Here is an 18,862-nt window from a genome sequence, read left to right as displayed (position 1 = left end):
CGCCCCCACAGTGGACTTTCACCACCTAGATATATGCCATGCCCGGCATACAAAAAAGCGAAACTAAGACGTCTCGCTTTAATAGTTCAATTATTTAATAAGGCTTGTACCATCCATTTCTTCTGGGATAGCAAGTCCTAGAAGCTGTAACATAGTTGGAGCTAAGTCTCCAAGTTTTCCGCCTTCTTTTAATTCAAGGTGAGAATTAGTTACGATTAAAGGTACATCGTTTGTAGTATGTGCTGTGAATGGGTTACCTTCTTCATCAAGAAGTCTTTCTGCATTACCATGGTCAGCAGTGATTAACATAGTACCACCAAGTTCAGCAACCTTTTCATATACTTCACCAACACAATCATCAACAACTTCAACCGCTTTGATAGCTGCAGGAATAACACCTGTATGACCAACCATGTCGCAGTTAGCGAAGTTAACGATGACTACATCGAATTCTCCAGAATCTAATTCTTCGATTAACTTATCTTTTACAAGGTAAGCACTCATTTCTGGCTGTAAGTCATAAGTAGCAACCTTAGGTGAGTTGATTAAGTCACGCTTAGCACCTTCGATTTCCTTATCTTCTCCACCATCAAAGAAGAATGTTACATGGGCATACTTTTCAGTTTCAGCAATTCTTAACTGCTTTAATCCTTGAGCTGATACATAATCACCAAATGTGTTAATTAATTCTGGTAATGCGAATGCTACATGACCATTTACTGAATCAGCATATTTCATCATACATACGAAATAGATACCATTTCTCTTAGTTGCTGGTGTATATCCCTTATCTGCATAGAAATCAGGATTTGTCATAACAGTGGCAAGCTGGATTGCTCTGTCTGGACGGAAGTTAGCAAAGATAACTGAATCATTATCTTCTACAGCACCGTCTACTGCTGAGTTATAACCAGGTACTACGAATTCATCAAATACTTCTTCAGCATAAGAATCTTTTACGTACTGTACTGGATCAGTAAAGCTGTTTCCTTTATGATCAACAATTGCTTCATAAGCTAAGTTAACACGGTCAAATCTCTTATCACGGTCCATTGCATAATAACGTCCAGAAATAGATGCGATTTCACCAACACCGATTTTCTTCATTTCTTCAGCAAGTTCACCAATGAAGTCTACTGCTGAATCAGGTGCTACGTCACGTCCATCTAAGAATGCATGTACATAAACCTTAGTTAAACCAGCATCTTTAGCAAGCTTTAATAAAGCAAAGATATGTTCATTTGAAGAGTGAACTCCTCCGCTAGATAATAATCCCCAGATATGTAACTTAGAATCATTCTTCTTAGCGTTTTCTACTGCTTCTACAAATTTTTCATTTGTGAAGAAAGTACCTTCAGTAATTGCTTTATTGATTAAAGTAAGTGACTGATAAACAGTACGTCCTGCACCAATATTCATATGACCAACTTCTGAGTTACCCATCTGTCCTTCAGGTAAACCAACAGCGTTACCACAAGCTTTAATAGTTGTAGTTGGATACATTGCCATTAAATCATCAAGATTAGGTGTATTAGCAAGTTTTACTGCGTTACCATCTACTCTATCAGTTAATCCATAACCATCCATAATACATAAAACAATAGGTCTTTTTTTCATAACTTTTCATCCTCCGTATACTTCAAAGATAATAGCATTATCCACTTTGAAATTCAATAAGCATGATTTAAAATTTACATATTTAAACCATAACTTTCTAAGATTTCTTCGCCAAAGGAAATCAAGCGTTCAACATTGATATCCTCTTCTCCTCTTTGTGAATAAACGATAATCATCTGTTCATGATACTCAAAGCGATTACAATGAATAAGTGCATTAATATCTTTACTCATCTGAGGTAAATAGTTAATAAACTGATTCTCTTTCATCTTTCTTAAAAGAATACAATAATCTGCTAATGCAAGTTCTAGATGAAGAATTGTACGCATACGATCTTTATTAAGTACTGCTTCTTCAAGTATTCCTTCCTGTAAATCAATCTTTTTCATATGATTAAGTACAACCTTAACGTTAGATATAGAACCATCCAACGCTTCCATATAACATTTCTCTTTGAGTTCTCTTTCCTTCATGATTATCACCTCACTATTATTCTACAAAAAAACTGCACATATGTGCAGTTATAATTTCAAGAATTTACGTACTGAGAAGAATGAACCAATTAATCCTACAACAGCACCAAGTAGTGCAAGCAGAGCACCTAATTGCCATACTAATGGATATGGTGACATAAATGTGATCAAGTTAGATGACATCAATGATGTCATTGTCACATAAGCAAATTTATAACCATATACTAATATCAACAATGGCACAATAGAACCAATAAGTCCAATAAAGATACCTTCTAACATAAATGGAATACGGATATACCAGTTAGAAGCACCGACCATTCTCATGATTGAGATTTCTGTTGATCGAGATGTAATAGTGATTTTTATAGTATTCGCAATCATAAATAATGCGACTATGATTAATGCCACTACAAAGATGGCTCCACCATTACGTACAGATTCAAGGATATCCACTAATTTATTTGTAGAAGAGCCACCATAAGTCACTTCTTTTACACAAGGAATATCCCCAATCTTCTTCGCAATCTTATCAAGATTCTTCGCATTCTTGACTTCTACAATATATGCATCACCAAGAGGATTATCAGTACGATAGTTTTCAAATAACTGTTTTGAATTCTTATCCTGAGATGCAATTAATTTATCTAATTCTTTATCTTTACTTGAATAATTAACTTTCTTAATACCAGTTAATTTATTGATTTCATCTCCTACTGCTTTACTTTGTTCATCAGTAGCTGCTCTATCAACCTTAACATAGATATTTAAGCTATTTTCAATATTCACAGTCATATGGTTCACATTGATTGCGATAACTGAAACAACACCAATCAATATTAACGTAATAGTTACTGCAAAGATAGATGAAATAGACATTACACCGTTTCTCCAGATATTCTGGAAAGCAGTTTTACAATGCTTAGGCATTGCCTTTAATTCTTCTACGAATTCCATGACTGATAACCTCCTAAACTTGTATCTGTTGTGACACAACCATCTTCAATAAGAATAGTTCTCTTCTTATTTCTCTGAACGATTTCACGGTCATGTGTGACAACAAGTACAGTTGTCTGACGGACATCATTGATTCTTTCTAGAAGTTCAATGATTCCCTGAGATGTTTCAGGATCTAGGTTACCTGTTGGTTCATCCGCAATTAATACTTTAGGCTGATTAACAATAGCACGAGCAATCGCTACACGCTGCTGCTGCCCACCTGATAATTCATGTGGGAACGAATTCGCTTTGTCTTCTAGACCTACAAGTTCTAGCACATTACGAACTTTTTTTCTGATTTCAGTTTTTGGTGTATTAGTTACTTCTAGCGCAAAAGCGACATTTTCAAAGACTGTCTTTTTTGGTAGAAGACGATAGTTCTGGAATACAACTCCAATCCTGCGTCTAAAATATGGGACTTTAGAGTTCTTAATACGAGATACATCGGTTCCATCAACAATAACTTTACCTCTTGTTGCTTTTTCTTCACGATAGAGAAGCTTGATAAATGTAGATTTACCAGCACCAGTTGGACCAATGACATAAACAAATTCGCCAGCATCGATTGTAAGTGACATATCATTTACAGCACGTACGCCAGTTTTATAAACTTTTGTTACGTTTTCAAGTTTAATCATTTCTTGCATAGCACCACACTCCTTGTTTCCCCATTATAGCACATACTCATAATAAGTAATGATTTATTTTAAATTTCTTTTGAAGACCATTTATCAAGATTAACGTTAGGTAATGTAAAGCCTCTTCCGTTTACACTATGAACTTCACTTGTGATTTCAAAGGCTTCTGGATCAATATTTTGAACAATCTCATGAAATGCAGCATATTCACGTCTATTTAAGACTACCATAACAGCCTTAGAATCATTCTTCATAAATCCAGTTGTGATATTTAAGAATGTACAACCACGATCTACATCTTTCATTAAACGTTCAGCAATTTCTTCATAATGTTCTGATACAACAATAACCTGGATATTGTTTTGTCCAAGTAACATCATCTTATCAATAATATATGTAGACATCACAACAGTAATAATACCATAGAGAATTTCTTCAACATTTGAAAATGGGATCTGAATAAGTAGAATCAAAATATCAAATATATTAATTAATAATCCTAGAGAAAGACCTGTATACTTATTCACAAGTAATGGTGGAATATCCATACCACCTGTACTATAACCAAGTCTTAATACAAGTCCTAGACCTACCCCAATAAGAAATCCTGCATAAACAGCTGCAAGTAATGTATCCTTAGTTAAATGTGTCAAATAGTAACTCTTTTCAAATAATGCAAGGAAGAATGGGAATGCGAATGTAGAAACGAGTGTTCCTACTGCAAACTTCTTTCCTAATACAATATAGCCAACAACAAATGCGATTATGTTAATGGCGAGTACAAGTGTTGATAAATGAACATAGAACACATAATGCTGGAATGAAAGAGCAAGACCTGATGCACCACCAAGAATAATCTTAGCTGGTACCGCAAAACCTGCAGTACCTAAAGCCATAATGGCATTACCTAGCATAACTAAAATAAAATCAATCACTAATTTCTTTGCAGAATGTATTTTACTCATTATTTTTCTCCTTAACTTGAGATCTTAAATAAGCATAAATAAGATCATCAAGATCACCATCTAATATTTTCTTTGGATCATTTGATTCATAACCAGAACGGTTATCTTTGACCATAGAATAAGGATGAAGAACATAAGAACGGATTTGAGATCCCCATTCAATATTCTTCTTTTCACCTTGAATTTCAGATAGTTTTTCAGCATGAGCTTCCTGCATCAATAAATACAATTTACTCTTTAACATCAACATGGCCTGTTCTCTGTTCTGTAACTGAGAACGCTGTGACTGACAAGAAACAACTGTATTCGTAGGAATATGCGTAATACGAACTGCTGAATCAGTTTTATTAATATGCTGTCCTCCAGCACCGGATGCACGATATGTATCAATACGTAAATCTTTAGGATCAATCGTAATCTCAATATCATCATCTAATTCAGGTGAAACTTCTACAGACGCAAATGATGTATGTCTTCTTTTTGATGAATCAAACGGTGAAATACGTACAAGTCGATGAACACCCTTCTCTGCTCTTAAATGACCATACGCATTATAACCAGTAAAACGGATAGAACATGATTTTAATCCTGCTTCATCACCTGCAAGATAATCATCAACATCAACCTTCCATCCTTTCTTTTCGCCATAACGTATATACATACGCATAAGCATCTCAGCCCAGTCCTGAGATTCAGTTCCTCCAGCTCCTGGATGAATTTCTACAATCGCATTAGAATGGTCATATTCCTGATCAAATAATAATGTCTTTTCAAATTCATCGAGATTCTTTTGGAATTTAATATAATCTTCTTCTAAAGAAGCCATGAAGTCAGGATCTTCTGTATCCTTAACATATTCATATACTTCAACAAGTTCTTTATAGCTTGCTTCTAAAGAATCATCTGTATCAGCCACTTTCTTCATTTCATTCAGATGAGCATATACTTTAGTCGCATGTGCCTGGTCATCCCAGAAATGTTCGTCCATTGTCTGTACAGTTAGTCCTTCTATTTCTCTTTTTAGTACTTCAATATTTGCAGAAACATATAATTGGTCTAATAATAAACGGGCATCTTCCAGCCCGTTTTTGATTTCATATAATTCCATTATTTAAATTCAAGTTCAACCTTGATTTCTGGAATGTTCATTTCTGCTTCTGTACCAGGACGGATACCCATATGGACAATATTACGAGCAATTTCCTGAGAAATAGATTTTGTCATCTCTTCGAACATATAGAAACCTTCTTCTGTATATTCCTGAAGAGGATCACGCTGTGCATAAGCTCTTAAGTAGATACCATTTCTAAGTTTCTGCATTGCATCAATATGGTTGATCCATGTATGGTCAATGATACCTAAAAGAACACGACGTTCATAATCAAGTTTTACTGAATCTTCTAGATCCTTATTGAATCTGTTTTCATAGCTCATGAATACGACTTCACTGACTGCATCGATAACCTTCTGAGGATCATTCACTGCTTTGTCTGGATTCTTGGCTACTAATTCACTTAATAACATGTAGTTCTTACCAACGTATTTTAAGAATTTTTCAATATCTACAACTGGCTTCTTACCTTCATTATTTGTGAACTTAGGCATATCTAGTTCGATAGCTGTTAAGAATTCACCCTTGATGATTTCTGATAAGTCTTTAGAAAGCATGATATCATCTCTTTCTTTATACATGATTTCACGCTGCTGACGCATAATATCATCATATTCTAGTAACTGCTTACGCATATCGAAGTTCTGACCTTCTACACGTTTCTGAGCAGTTTCAATAGATTTAGTCACCATCTTAGATTCAATGGCTTCATCATCCATAAATGAATCAGTGAGAGCTTTAATCTTTTCACTTGCGAATCTCTGCATTAATTCATCTTCAAATGATACAAAGAACTGTGAACATCCTGGGTCCCCCTGACGACCAGAACGTCCTCTTAACTGGTTATCGATACGTCTAGATTCATGACGTTCAGAACCAATAACCATTAAACCACCAATTTCAGCAACACCTTCACCAAGCTTAATATCAGTACCACGACCAGCCATGTTAGTAGCGATAGTAACGGCACCCTTCACACCAGCCTTAGCGATAATAGCAGCTTCTTTAGCATGGTTCTTAGCGTTTAATGTATTATGCTTAATACCTTTTGCGCTTAACATCTTAGATAAGATTTCAGATGTTTCTACAGCCACTGTACCAAGAAGGATTGGCTGACCATAAGCATGGCGCATTTCTACTTCTCTAATAATAGCTGCATATTTAGCTTTCTTGCTTGAGAATACTAAATCTGGTTTATCATCACGAATAACAGGCTTGTTTGTAGGAATAACTACAACACGCATGTTATAGATCTGACGGAATTCTTCTTCTTCAGTCTTTGCAGTACCTGTCATACCAGCTAGCTTATCAAATAATCTGAAGAAGTTCTGATAAGTAATTGTGGCAAGTGTAACAGTTTCTTCTTTGATTGGTACACCTTCTTTTGCTTCAATAGCCTGATGTAAACCATCAGAATAAGCACGACCTGGCATAACACGTCCAGTAAACTGGTCAATGATCATAATAGAAGCATTTCTAATATCATGGCTGCCATCTTCAGTCGCAATCATGTATTCAATGTCCTTAGTCATTGTATAGTTTGCTTTAAGTGCCTGGTTGATATAGTGTACTAAAGCAGTATTTTGTGGATCATATAGGTTTTCTACATTAAATGCCTTTTCTGCTTTCGCAATACCATCAGGTGTTAATGTACATGTCTTACTTTCAACATCTACCTGATAATCTTTTTCATTCTTTAAGCTCTTCGCAAAGTGGTCAGCAGAAATATACATAGAAGCAGTCTTCTTCTTACCACCACTAATAATTAATGGAGTACGTGATTCATCGATTAAGATAGAGTCTACTTCATCGACTAATGCATAATGTAATGGACGAAGTACTTTATCTTCATAGTTAGTCACCATGTTATCACGTAAGTAATCGAATCCTAATTCAGCATTTGTAGTATATGTAATATCACATGCATGCTGTTTTCTCTTATCATCTGCATCTAGTTCTCTTTCATTTAAACCAACAGTTAAACCTAAGAACTTATAAACCTGTCCATTTAATTCACAGTCACGACGTGCTAAATATTCGTTAACTGTAACAACATGAACACCCTTACCATCTAAGGCATTCAAATAAACTGGGAAGATAGATGTTAGAGTTTTACCTTCACCTGTTTTCATTTCTGCAATATCACCATTATGAAGTGAAATAGCACCCATTAACTGTACTTTGAAGGCTTTGAGTCCTAGTACTCTATAGGCCGCTTCACGTACAACCGCAAATGCTTCTGGTAAAATATCATCTAATGTCTCACCCTTTGCTAGACGATCCTTAAAGAATTGAGTCTGAGCACATAATTCTTCATCACTCATCGCCTGAGCCTGAGGTTCTATCGCAATAATTTCATCTGCCTGTTTTTCTAATTTACGTAGAATTGAACTGTCCTGTGAGAAAATACTCTTAATACGGCCAGTAATTCCTTTTTTCTCTTTCTGAGGTGTTGTAGAGAATGGTAATGGTTTTGCATCTGTCTTGATATCGTCAAATGATTCTACAATGATATCGTCACCACGATGATCACCTAAATCAACGATTTCAGCCTCTTGATTGAGTTCCTGATGCTCCATTCCTTCCTTTTTTAACTTTTTCTTAACTTGTTTTCTAATTTCTTGTTTTTTACTAGGCATGATGTGTCTCCTTTCAATACAAAATCGTATACATTATATCATACATACCGCAAAAAACAAAAGATTTTATATACTCCTTGCTTGTTTAATTATTCCCAAGTTTACAAGGTATTTTTCTTTCATAGAGAGGATCAATATTTCAATTTTTTGAGGTTTTTCTTTTTCAATTAATTCAAGACAGGTCTTGATTGTTTGTCCAGAAGTCATCACATCATCTAAGAGTAATATTTTCTTATTTTTAAGGAATGCACCACCTCTTAAACCAATAACATCACGTATCCCTGCTCTTTGCGTATAAGACTGGTCACTTTGTTTATAATCTACTTTCTTATAAAGTCCATTGAAAACATGAGAGTGAATTGTCATTGCGATGGCTTGGTTAGGGGCAAAACCACGCACAACATTGGCCTTTGACGCACTTGGCGCAACAACAATCAAATAATCCTTATAGCGTCTTTGTAGTTCTCTTTTGTACATATCTAAGAAAGCATCCTTTAAGGCATAATCATATTGTCCCTTATAACGAAAAAGCAGGGTACGGAAGAAATCATTGTAAGCATATAATATGCGTAGCGGATAACCTTGAAAGTTTGTCTTAATATCAATTCTCTTAAATAAAGATAAACAGGAGGAACAGATACAGTGATGCGTAAATAATTGATGAAAAGAAGATGTTTTAGATATAGAGGATAAACAGATCAAACAGACATCCTGTTGAGCTTCTGAATGGTTTTGATACATCCCTTCATCGCCTTTGAATAATGGTTATCTATTAATAATATTCTTCCATCCTCATATCCTATTTTTCTTCCTACTCTTCCCGCAATCTGTATCAATGTTCTTTCATCAAATATACGATCTCCTGCTTCTAATACAATCACCTGTACATCTTCTATTGTGATTCCTCTTTCTAATATCGTTGTGGTGATTAAGACATCTAATAATCCTTCTTTAAAATCCTTTGTATATTCATTTAAATAAAGAGACTCAGAACTTACACCCTGTACTTTATATGTATTCTTTAATAAGTCTGCATAGTATTGTGCATCACTTTTCCTAGGTACATATACTAATACTTTTTGGTGTGTTTCTAATAGTTTCTTAATCCAGTATTTCAAGGATATGAGCCACAAAAATTGAGGAATGATATAAATATGAGGAACAGGCAGATCATGACCATGGTAGCGTCGATTCATGATCATGACACATTCATCATGAATATCTTCCTCAAGTAATGTAGCGGATAATTTAATATACCTTTTAGAGGCATGATAAAAGATTGAGTTCAATACATCATCTCCATAAAAAGGAAAGGCATCTGCTTCATCCATAATAATTAAATCAAAAGGAGAAGATACAAATCGATAGAGCTGATGAGTTGTACAAATGATTAAGGGGGCATCACTATTCTCTTGATAGCCCCCATATAGAAGACCAATGGTTAAGTGAGGAAAATCCTTCTGAATTCTTTCATGTAATTCTATACACAATTGTCTTCTAGGGATTGTGAAGCATACTCGTCCACCATTTTCAATCACATGCTTGATGATTGCATAAGAAATTTCTGTTTTACCAGAGCCACATACGGCAAGGACAATAGAATTCGTGGCATTCTCATAATTCGTGATAAGTTGATCAGAGATGAACTGCTGGCGGGATGATAATCTAAAAGAAAGATGATAGGACGCATCAGTCATTATTAAAGGAGTCTTATGTATTGGATAAACTTCATCTAAATAAATACGTCCAAATGTTATGCACTTTCTACAATAAGGTCTCTTATTGATATAGCTAATGTAGTTTTCATCCTCATTGCCACATACAGGACACTTCACAATCACCACCTCCTTTGGCCCTCTACTAACCTATACATCTAGAAGATGGTTTTTTTCTCAAAAAAAGTTAAATTTTTTTCAAAAAAACTATGAGCATCACTCATAGTCACATATATTGACTTCAAATTTGTTGTAAACTATAATAGAAACGAAAGATGGAACAACCAGTAAGCGGTTGTCCTTGGATTTATTTTTGGTAAGTAACTACCTCAAACTTTTCCTAGGAGCGAGGTAGTTACTTTTTTTCGTTCTTACCAATAATGATAAGAAGTACTCTAACAACAAGTGTCAATAAAGATATGATCAGTGTCAAACACGTTAACATAATCATGATTATTTCATACGTTGTCATCAGGCATCACCTCCGTTTTCAACTTAAGAGAAGAATCACGAAGGGTTGCGTACCTTCGTCATAACGACCAAGGATAACCACCTACCGTATACGGTTGTTCCATGCACAAATTATATCATAGGATTCTATCTAGCAAGATAAGTAATCAATTATCACAATTTCATAATAAATCTTAATTTATTGGTAGAAATACAACACACAAATAACCTCTAGGCTATTCGCCCAGAGGCTGTTTTCATGCTTAAGTTTTGTGAATGAAGATGTTAGTCTTCTACCTTTAAATCATATTCTCTAATAAGTCTACGGGCAATCATCTTATTCACATGAGTCCTCTTAATAGTGATAGTGCGTTCACCATTAGAGTAAATACAATGGTCCCCTTTTGCATGTCTAAGGAAGCTATAACCATTGTTTTCTAGTATTCTTTTGAACTCTATGATTGAGTAAGTTCTTGCTTTCATGGTCTTTCCTTCTTGTCTATCTCCATTCTACCACAGTTATAATATTTAATGATTATTTTTCATATAACGACATAATTAATCATAATTTAATACAAATACTAAATTTTAATTATTTTTTAATATTTTTATAATAATTTATTATTGCATTGACTAAATATTTGTACTATACTAAGACCCAACAAAGGCGAAGACGAGGAGAGTAATCTATGGCAGAGACTCTAGCGAGTAAGTGATTGGTGGAAGACTTACAGTTAAGTGATAGATGAAGAACACCTCTGAGCTGTCTACCCAAAGCATAATGCAAGTAGGCTAGAACGTTCTTTCAGCGACGTTACCGCTGGCGGGTATCGCATGCTCTTTGAAGTATGTCTGTACTTAGTTATAGACTCAACGACTTAGTAAGATACTCGCACCACAAAGCGAGTTTTTTTTGACTCAAGTATAGGAGGAAAATGTAAATGTGTGGTTTTCTAACAATGGGTTCTACAGAAGTAGAGATTGATGTATTTGATGAAGCTTTAGGAAAGATTGAAGGTAGAGGTCCTGATATGATTGAGACTTCTAGATTATTTGATAAGACTTTTGGTTTCAATAGATTAGCTATTATGGATTTAAGTGAAAATGGTATGCAGCCATTTTCTGATGATCATACTATTGTGGTATGTAATGGAGAAATCTATAACTACCCAGAATTAAAGAAGAATATTATGGATGAATATACTTTCAAGTCTTCTAGTGACTGTGAAGTATTAATTCCTTTATATAGAAAATATGGTTTAGATACACTTGTAAGATATTTAGATGGTGAATATGCATTCTGTTTATATGATGCAGACGTTGATAAGATGATGGCTGCCAGAGATCCAATTGGTATTCGTCCAATGTTTTATGGATATACTGAAAAAGGCACTATCGCATTTGGTTCTGAAGCCAAAGCTTTAATGCCTGTCTGTAAAGAAATTATGCCTTTCCCACCAGGACATTATTATGATGGTGAAAAGTTTGTATGCTTCAATGATGTGGCTGATGTGAAATTAATGCATAATGATGATGTAGAAACAATTGCCTTGAACCTACGTGTTAAATTAATTGAAGCCGTTAAGAAGAGATTACAGAGTGATGCCCCTGTTGGTTATTTATTATCTGGTGGTTTAGATTCATCATTAGTATGTGCGATTGGTCAGCGTATTACTGATACACCTATTAAGACATTTGCGATTGGTATGGAAACAGATCCTATTGATTTAAAGTATGCGAAAGAAGTCGCTGAATTCTTAGGTACTGATCATACAGAAGTTATTATGACTAAAGAAGATGTATTAGGTTCTTTAAGAGAAGTCATTCGTACATTAGAAACTTGGGATATTACGACTATTCGTGCAAGTATTGGTATGTATCTTCTATGTAAATATATTCATGAACATACTGATTTAAAGGTTATTCTAACAGGTGAAGTCAGTGATGAATTATTTGGTTATAAATATACAGACTTTGCACCTAGTCCAGAAGAATTCCAGAAAGAATCTCAAAAACGTATGCGTGAATTATATATGTATGATGTATTAAGAGCAGATAGATGTATTAGTGCAAATGCCTTAGAAGGACGTGTTCCTTTCGCAGATCTTGATTTTGTAGATTATACTATGCGTATTGATCCTAAGAAGAAAATGAACACTTACAACAAAGGTAAATATCTATTAAGACACGCTTTTGAAGGTTTAAATTATCTTCCTCAAGATATCTTATTTAGAGAAAAAGCCGCATTCTCTGATGCAGTAGGACATTCTATGGTAGATTACTTAAAAGAATATGCTGATTCATTATATACAGATGAAGATGTAGTAAACGCTAAAGAGAAGTATCCTTACTGTACACCATTTACTAAAGAATCATTATTATATCGTGATATCTTTGAATCTTATTACCCAGGAAAAGCTAAATGGATCAAAGACTTCTGGATGCCTAACAAAACATGGGAAAACTGTGATGTCAATGACCCAAGTGCTAGAGTACTTAAAAACTATGGAGATTCTGGAAAATAATATTATAATAAGAGTGAGGTGATGATTATGTTAGGTACATTATTATCTATGGTGTTCTTTCTTGCATTTCTTCCATTTATTGTTATGTTTTATATATTTAAATGGAGTTTAAAGGTCATTATCTATCTCATTCTTATTTTCCTTGCATTAGGATTCTTGGGAATCATTATATAGAGGCTATGAGTTATTCATAGTCTTTTTTAATGCACAAAAAAAACGTGGTTACCCACGTTAACAACTATTGGTGCTCGGAATGGGACTTGAACCCACACGGCATAAACCACCAGTACCTGAAACTGGCGTGTCTACCATTCCACCATCCGAGCATTCAACAGTTTTGATTTTATTCTCGTTTTATTTGTTTGTCAAATATTATTCATCATGGCATTCACAGCTATCATGACTGCATCCACAAGTAGGTTCTGACTCAGGAACAAGTGTACCATCTAAATAAGCTTTTACTGCAGTATCACAATCACCTGTCACTCCACCTACGACATTAATATTAGACCCACTTAAAGCCATAATAGCACCTCTACCAATACCACCACAGATCAATACATCTACATTCATATTAGATAATAAGATTGCTAGAGCACCATGGCCTAATCCTTCTGTACCAACAACCTGTGATTCTTTGATTTCATTGTTTTCTACATCATATAATTTAAATTGTGATGTTTTTCCAAAGTGTGGAAAAACTGATTCATTTTCATAAGTTACCGCAATTCTCATAATATGTTCTCCTTTTACCTTTAATACAGGATACCCTGTTTTCTTTATACATTCATTGCCTTCAATTCTTAAAGGATAGCCTTCCATAATACTGCGTGCTATCTTTTTTCTTGCTCTGGCATATATTTCAGTGACTGTAGTACGTGATATATTCATCTTATCAGCACATTTGGCGTGTGTATAGGACTTATAGTCTATAAGACGGATGACCTCAAATTCATCTAATTCAAGCTCTATATAGCCTTTTTGAGGGATACCATCAGGTACAAACATATTGTATTCAGGAAATCCTGTAATTGTCCTTGATCTCTTTGGTCTAGCCATACGCTCCTCCAGTTACTGACATATGTCGGTAATATTATAGCACAAAGAATTATAAAAAAAAGCAGTTTTCACTGCTTTAGAGTAATCTTATTGCGCCTTGTTCTCTTGCATGAATAATATAACAAGAACCCTTACCAAATATAGAATCCATATAAGCTGCATAATCATTAATGACACTTGTTTTCACAAAGGCAAGCATAGTACCTGAGAATCCACCACCATTCACTTTTACAACACCATCTTCACCTAAAAAGTTTTCGCTTAATACAATAGCTGTACCAATATTTTGATGACGTGTACTTTCCTGTTGATAAATATTCTGTAATGCTTTAAAGGTAGAATCTCCAGATTCTCTTACTAATCTTAAGAAAGTATCAAAATCTCCCTTTTCAAGTGCTTCTGACTGCTTTAAGACACGATCTTCTTCTTTAAAGAAATGAAGTGCTCTTAAAGCAGGACGATCCCCTACTCTTGCTCTTACCATACGGTAGTTCTTCATGAATTCATCATAAGAAACATCTCTTAAGACATCTTTCTTAAAGAAGTTAGCCACCTTGATCATTTCATTAGGAACAGCATAATAATCCATAGTAGTATCTGATCTATACACATTAGAATTCACACAACATAGAGTATAATCAAAATTTGAGAAATCAGTATTCAGCTTATAAATATCAGGTGAATTAGAATCCTTAAAATCCACTTTAATAAATCCACCCACACAGCAGACACATTCATTCATCATACCACTTGGCTTACAATAAAATGTATTTGTCGCAAAACGCCCAATCTGGATAAGATATTTGTTTTCAATTTTTCCTTCATTGTATAAATAGTTAATAATGGTACCAATCATAATATTAAAATTAGCACTAGAACCTAAACCTACATTTCTAGGAATATTACATTGAATAAAAGCATTAAAACCACCGATATGATAATTCTTCTGGTTTAAACCAAATAATACACCATTGATCAATGATTCCATTGTGCCTTTCTTGGCTTCATTATATTTTATATTTTCTGTATCTATTTCATTAATATTTAGTGCATCATAAATAACCTTCACATAACGATCCTGTTTCCCTACTATACCAATAGAATCTAATTGAATAGCGGATGCAAGAACACGTCCATGCTGGTGGTCGGTATGATTCCCACCTATTTCACATTTACCAGGAACACTAAATATCATAATATCCTGATCTCCATAATAATCCATAAACGATTGTATAGCTTCTTTATATCTTAATACCTGCTCATCTATATTTTCTGAGTAAATTCCTCTTAATAGAGGAGTCATTTCACCACTAGAAAGTCTTTTGGATACTTCAGACGCTTTCATAGTGTAACCCCCTTTCTTGTAAACGGTTGCATTTCTATTTTATCATGTATTTGTTTGATTACAATGTTTCATGGTATATTTTAGATCAAAATTACATAAATACTTTGTTCATTTCTTTATTCTATTTTGTGCATAATGTGCATAAGTGTGAATAATTCATTTTCTTTAGTATATATCATATCTTTTTAAAATGCATGTAAATTGTAATACTATAACACCTAATTTTAGGTGTTAAATAACTATACTTGTTCACGAAGACTATAAGCACTTTGTAGTGACTTTGTCATTGTGTGAAAACGGATACAAATAAAAGAATAGTGAATTAATCACTATCCTCTTCTAATGCAGCACCATTTGTTTCAATGATATGCTTCATCCAGTCATATGATTTCTTCTTAGTACGTTTTAAAGTACCATGTCCTTTATCATCCATACATGGATAAATTCACAGGTGCCCACATAAAAAAAGTAGGTTTCCCTACTTTTCTTCCAACATTTCTAAAACCTTAATAACATCCCAATAGAACGATTCTTTACCGACATATGTATCAAAGTGATGTCTTCTTAATTGTCTCATGACATTATTTTGTACACCAGTGAAATAAAGCTGTACCTTATGCGCACGACATAGTTCTACAACATCCATTAATTCATGAATACCTGAATCATCAATAGATGGTACACCTCTTACTGAGAGAATAAGATGATCACATCCATCTACTAGTTCTCTTACTTTAGATAATAACTGATCCTGGTTTCCAAAGAATAGTGGTCCAGCTAAATAAACTACCTGAGTTGTAGAATGGTTATAATTGATTTCTTTGTCTAATCTATGTGGTTCAATGGCACTTGTTTCTACATGTAATGAAGAGTTATTGATTACAAACAAGAACATTGAAACACAGATACCTAATACAATTGCGACTGTTAAGTCAAAGACAACTGTTGCAAGCATAGTAACTAAGAACTGTGTCATACTTGTTTTAATACGGTTTCTAAAGATTGATTTAATTTCATCCCATTCATTCATACGCCATGCAGTCATGATAAGTACTCCAGCTAAAGCTGATAAAGGAATCTGTGACATGAATGGACCTAATACAAACATAGAGATAAGTAACGCAATCGCATGGAAGATACTAACAAGTCTTGTCTGTCCTCCTGCTTTAATCGCAACACTTGTACGTGCAATTGCAGCAGTTGCTGGTACACCACCAAAGAATGGAATAACCATATTACCTACACCTTGCGCAAATAATTCCATATCTGCATCTAACTTTTCATTTTTCATCTTACCAGCACTTGCACCACATAGTAATGATTCAATCATTCCAAGCATCGCAATACTAAAGGCTGGAATAATGAGATGTGTAATAGTAGTAAGATTGAGACTTAAGATAGATAGTCTTGCATCTGGAAATAATGTAGTAGGAATCTTACCTACAACTGTGACATCAAAGTGACCTACTAAATTCACAATTAATGCGATGATGATTCCTGCAAGAGATGATGGGAAGATACTTCCCCATTTCTTAGGCCAGATCAACATAATAAAGACAACAAGTAAACCAAACATTAAAGCATACTTATTGATAGGAAAACCTAATTTAGAATAAGAGAAGAGCTTTTCAATTGTATTGCCTCCTTTAGAAGTCACTCCAAAGAAGTTATCAATTTGTCCTGTGGCAATAATAATCGCAATACCACTTGTAAAGCCAGTAATAACACTACTTGGGATAAAAGATACAACCTTCCCAAATTTAAATAGTGATGCAATAAGTAACATCACACCAGAAATAAAGCTAGCTACAAATACTCCCTGTAAACCATATGTAGTTGATAAACCAATCAGAATGGCTGACATAGCCCCTGTAGGACCTGAAATCTGATAAGAAGCACCAGATAGTCCTCCAATTAATAAACCTGCCACAATGGCTGTGATTAAGCCTGCACCAGCATCAGCCCCACTGCTGACACCAAAAGCTAAGGCAAGTGGTAAAGCCACTGCTGCAACTGTTAAGCCTGCAAGTATATCCTTTACTAACTTTTGTGAGTTATACCCCTTAAACTCACTTTTTAATCTTAATGTGTAATTGTTTAACACTTACTCCCCTGTTCCTTTCTGAAAATTACTGTCTCAATATAACATAGAATTCTAAGAAAGTTTAGAAGAAATATAACTTTTACATATTTGAGATATTTGTATATATTTTTATTTGTTTGATATTAAAACTATTAACTTCAAACTAATTTTAGTATACAATACATTCTGAGGTGAATATATGAAGAAAAAGATTATAGGATTGATTGTATTGATATTACTTTGTGGAAGTATTGGAGTAGGTCATTATTTTGTGAATTATGCTTTGTCTCCTGCAAGTAATTCTAGTGAAAGAAATGTGAAGACAACTGTACATGCTTCAAATAGTAATGAATTGATTATGAATAAGAATAAAGAGGATGAGATGAAGAAAGCAGATGCTTTCTATAAGGAAACATCCTTAACATCAATTACAAGTAAAGATAAGTTAAAACTATCTGGTAACTATAAAACACAAGACTCACATAAATGGGCTCTCATTATTCATGGTTATAAAGTGGATAATAGAAATATGATGCCTTTTGGATGTACTTATTATGATCATGGTTATAATGTATTATTACCTGATGATCGTGCTTCTGGTAAGAGTGAAGGGAATCATATTGGAATGGGTTATCTTGATAAGAATGATATGAAGCTTTGGATTAATTGGATTTTGAATAATGATCCACAAGCAAAGATTATAGTACATGGTGTATCCATGGGTGGTGCTACTACAATGATGTTGTCAGGAGATCATCCAAAGAATGTAGTAGGTTATGTAGAAGATTGTGGTTATACAAGTGTATATGATATATTCTCTAGTGAATTAAAAAAAAGATTTGGTTTACCACCATTTCCAGTGATGGATATTTCAAATATGATGTCGAATATTGAAGCAGGTTATGATTTTAAAAAAGCAAGTAGTCTAGAAGCAGTCAAGAAATGTAATAAACCAATGATGTTTATTCATGGTACAAAGGATGATTTTGTGCCTTATTCAATGGGATTAGAAGTATATAAGGCTGCAAATTGTGAAAAGGAATTATATAGTGTCAAAGGCGCAACACATGCCAATAGCTTATATATGAGTCCAGACGCTTATTGGAATAAAGTATTCAAGTTTATTAACGAGAAGACATCTATCGCAAGATAGATGTTTTTTTGTACTAAAAAACCTTCCATAAGGAAGGCATAAAAAAAGGACCTGGCAGCTTGCTATTGTCGCGTCTTCACACTATCGTCG

The 18,862-nt window shown here is 34.2% G+C and carries 17 protein-coding genes and 1 tRNA gene; 3 read left to right on the top strand and 15 right to left on the bottom strand.

The features are described from left to right. Positions 1 to 90: 90 nt before the first annotated feature. The 11 genes from gpmI to DW269_RS09875 all read right to left on the bottom strand — a co-directional run bounded on the left by gpmI (position 91) and on the right by DW269_RS09875 (position 11,090). Complete coding sequence (gpmI, locus tag DW269_RS09920) at positions 91 to 1,617, bottom strand: 2,3-bisphosphoglycerate-independent phosphoglycerate mutase (RefSeq protein WP_117459604.1); 1,527 nt, start codon at positions 1,615 to 1,617, stop codon at positions 91 to 93. 74 nt (positions 1,618 to 1,691) lie between these two features. Further along, complete coding sequence (locus DW269_RS09915; protein WP_226793471.1) at positions 1,692 to 2,090, bottom strand: hypothetical protein; 399 nt, start codon at positions 2,088 to 2,090, stop codon at positions 1,692 to 1,694. Positions 2,091 to 2,138: 48 nt separating this feature from the next. After that, on the bottom strand, positions 2,139 to 3,047 hold the full coding sequence (gene ftsX, locus DW269_RS09910) for a permease-like cell division protein FtsX (protein ID WP_117459603.1): 909 nt from the start codon (positions 3,045 to 3,047) through the stop codon (positions 2,139 to 2,141). Beyond that, a complete protein-coding gene (gene ftsE / locus DW269_RS09905) occupies positions 3,035 to 3,727 on the bottom strand; it encodes a cell division ATP-binding protein FtsE (RefSeq protein WP_117459606.1) in 693 nt (230 codons plus the stop codon). Before ftsE ends, ftsX begins: the two co-directional genes overlap by 13 nt. A 68-nt stretch (positions 3,728 to 3,795) precedes the next feature. After that, positions 3,796 to 4,692, bottom strand: a complete 897-nt coding sequence (locus tag DW269_RS09900) for a YitT family protein (RefSeq protein WP_117459602.1) — start codon at positions 4,690 to 4,692, stop codon at positions 3,796 to 3,798. Continuing rightward, positions 4,685 to 5,800, bottom strand: a complete 1,116-nt coding sequence (gene prfB / locus DW269_RS09895) for a peptide chain release factor 2 (protein WP_117459601.1) — start codon at positions 5,798 to 5,800, stop codon at positions 4,685 to 4,687. Before prfB ends, DW269_RS09900 begins: the two co-directional genes overlap by 8 nt. Beyond that, positions 5,800 to 8,442 (bottom strand): preprotein translocase subunit SecA, encoded by a 2,643-nt coding sequence (secA, locus tag DW269_RS09890; protein WP_117459600.1) that lies wholly within the window; start codon positions 8,440 to 8,442, stop codon positions 5,800 to 5,802. The genes prfB and secA overlap by 1 nt, the downstream gene beginning before the upstream one ends. A gap of 66 nt (positions 8,443 to 8,508) precedes the next feature. Beyond that, positions 8,509 to 8,919, bottom strand: coding sequence for a ComF family protein (locus DW269_RS13035; RefSeq protein WP_233502488.1), 411 nt, complete (start codon positions 8,917 to 8,919; stop codon positions 8,509 to 8,511). A 221-nt stretch (positions 8,920 to 9,140) separates the two neighbouring features. Beyond that, positions 9,141 to 10,277, bottom strand: a complete 1,137-nt coding sequence (locus DW269_RS09880) for a DEAD/DEAH box helicase (RefSeq protein ID WP_233502489.1) — start codon at positions 10,275 to 10,277, stop codon at positions 9,141 to 9,143. A gap of 235 nt (positions 10,278 to 10,512) precedes the next feature. Then, entirely contained in the window at positions 10,513 to 10,629 is a 117-nt protein-coding gene (locus tag DW269_RS13225) for a putative holin-like toxin (protein WP_221711223.1), read from the bottom strand. 263 nt (positions 10,630 to 10,892) lie between these two features. Further along, positions 10,893 to 11,090 carry a type II toxin-antitoxin system HicA family toxin gene (locus DW269_RS09875; protein WP_117459598.1) on the bottom strand — a complete coding sequence of 66 codons (198 nt, stop codon included), beginning with the start codon at positions 11,088 to 11,090 and terminating at the stop codon, positions 10,893 to 10,895. 458 nt (positions 11,091 to 11,548) lie between these two features. Here DW269_RS09875 and asnB point away from each other — a divergent pair, with 458 nt between their 5' ends. Further along, on the top strand, positions 11,549 to 13,132 hold the full coding sequence (asnB, locus tag DW269_RS09870) for an asparagine synthase B (protein ID WP_117459597.1): 1,584 nt from the start codon (positions 11,549 to 11,551) through the stop codon (positions 13,130 to 13,132). 27 nt (positions 13,133 to 13,159) lie between these two features. Continuing rightward, positions 13,160 to 13,306, top strand: a complete 147-nt coding sequence (locus DW269_RS12645; RefSeq protein ID WP_158546353.1) for a hypothetical protein — start codon at positions 13,160 to 13,162, stop codon at positions 13,304 to 13,306. A 68-nt stretch (positions 13,307 to 13,374) separates the two neighbouring features. Here DW269_RS12645 and DW269_RS09865 read toward each other — a convergent pair. The 4 genes from DW269_RS09865 to DW269_RS09845 form a co-directional block, all read right to left on the bottom strand. Then, positions 13,375 to 13,458, bottom strand: a tRNA-Leu gene (locus DW269_RS09865). Positions 13,459 to 13,504: 46 nt separating this feature from the next. Then, positions 13,505 to 14,191, bottom strand: a complete 687-nt coding sequence (locus DW269_RS09860) for a DUF134 domain-containing protein (protein ID WP_117459596.1) — start codon at positions 14,189 to 14,191, stop codon at positions 13,505 to 13,507. 76 nt (positions 14,192 to 14,267) lie between these two features. Beyond that, positions 14,268 to 15,536 carry a galactokinase family protein gene (locus tag DW269_RS09855; protein WP_117459595.1) on the bottom strand — a complete coding sequence of 423 codons (1,269 nt, stop codon included), beginning with the start codon at positions 15,534 to 15,536 and terminating at the stop codon, positions 14,268 to 14,270. A gap of 478 nt (positions 15,537 to 16,014) precedes the next feature. After that, complete coding sequence (locus DW269_RS09845) at positions 16,015 to 17,640, bottom strand: SulP family inorganic anion transporter (protein WP_117459594.1); 1,626 nt, start codon at positions 17,638 to 17,640, stop codon at positions 16,015 to 16,017. Between the two features lie 178 nt (positions 17,641 to 17,818). Here DW269_RS09845 and DW269_RS09840 point away from each other — a divergent pair, with 178 nt between their 5' ends. Then, the gene (locus tag DW269_RS09840) at positions 17,819 to 18,772 is read left to right on the top strand and encodes an alpha/beta hydrolase (protein ID WP_117459593.1); all 954 of its coding nucleotides are present in this window, start codon (positions 17,819 to 17,821) and stop codon (positions 18,770 to 18,772) included. Positions 18,773 to 18,862: the final 90 nt, after the last annotated feature.

The organism is Catenibacterium sp. AM22-6LB (genome assembly GCF_003435615.1).
GTDB classification, from domain to species: Bacteria; Bacillota_I; Bacilli_A; order Erysipelotrichales; family Coprobacillaceae; genus Catenibacterium; species Catenibacterium mitsuoka_A.
This window is presented reverse-complemented; position numbering and strand designations above follow the sequence as displayed.

What these genes read in the sequence shown, in the direction of transcription:
- DW269_RS09900 (WP_117459602.1), bottom strand. Translation starts at nt 4,692, where the DNA reads ATGAGTAAAATACATTCTGCAAAGAAATTAGTGATTGATTTTATTTTA.
- gpmI (WP_117459604.1), bottom strand. Translation starts at nt 1,617, where the DNA reads ATGAAAAAAAGACCTATTGTTTTATGTATTATGGATGGTTATGGATTA.
- DW269_RS12645 (WP_158546353.1), top strand. Translation starts at nt 13,160, where the DNA reads ATGTTAGGTACATTATTATCTATGGTGTTCTTTCTTGCATTTCTTCCA.
- DW269_RS09860 (WP_117459596.1), bottom strand. Translation starts at nt 14,191, where the DNA reads ATGGCTAGACCAAAGAGATCAAGGACAATTACAGGATTTCCTGAATAC.
- DW269_RS09855 (WP_117459595.1), bottom strand. Translation starts at nt 15,536, where the DNA reads ATGAAAGCGTCTGAAGTATCCAAAAGACTTTCTAGTGGTGAAATGACT.
- DW269_RS09915 (WP_226793471.1), bottom strand. Translation starts at nt 2,090, where the DNA reads ATGAAGGAAAGAGAACTCAAAGAGAAATGTTATATGGAAGCGTTGGAT.
- prfB (WP_117459601.1), bottom strand. Translation starts at nt 5,800, where the DNA reads ATGGAATTATATGAAATCAAAAACGGGCTGGAAGATGCCCGTTTATTA.
- DW269_RS09875 (WP_117459598.1), bottom strand. Translation starts at nt 11,090, where the DNA reads ATGAAAGCAAGAACTTACTCAATCATAGAGTTCAAAAGAATACTAGAA.
- DW269_RS13225 (WP_221711223.1), bottom strand. Translation starts at nt 10,629, where the DNA reads ATGACAACGTATGAAATAATCATGATTATGTTAACGTGTTTGACACTG.
- asnB (WP_117459597.1), top strand. Translation starts at nt 11,549, where the DNA reads ATGTGTGGTTTTCTAACAATGGGTTCTACAGAAGTAGAGATTGATGTA.
- DW269_RS13035 (WP_233502488.1), bottom strand. Translation starts at nt 8,919, where the DNA reads ATGTACAAAAGAGAACTACAAAGACGCTATAAGGATTATTTGATTGTT.
- ftsX (WP_117459603.1), bottom strand. Translation starts at nt 3,047, where the DNA reads ATGGAATTCGTAGAAGAATTAAAGGCAATGCCTAAGCATTGTAAAACT.
- secA (WP_117459600.1), bottom strand. Translation starts at nt 8,442, where the DNA reads ATGCCTAGTAAAAAACAAGAAATTAGAAAACAAGTTAAGAAAAAGTTA.
- ftsE (WP_117459606.1), bottom strand. Translation starts at nt 3,727, where the DNA reads ATGATTAAACTTGAAAACGTAACAAAAGTTTATAAAACTGGCGTACGT.
- DW269_RS09840 (WP_117459593.1), top strand. Translation starts at nt 17,819, where the DNA reads ATGAAGAAAAAGATTATAGGATTGATTGTATTGATATTACTTTGTGGA.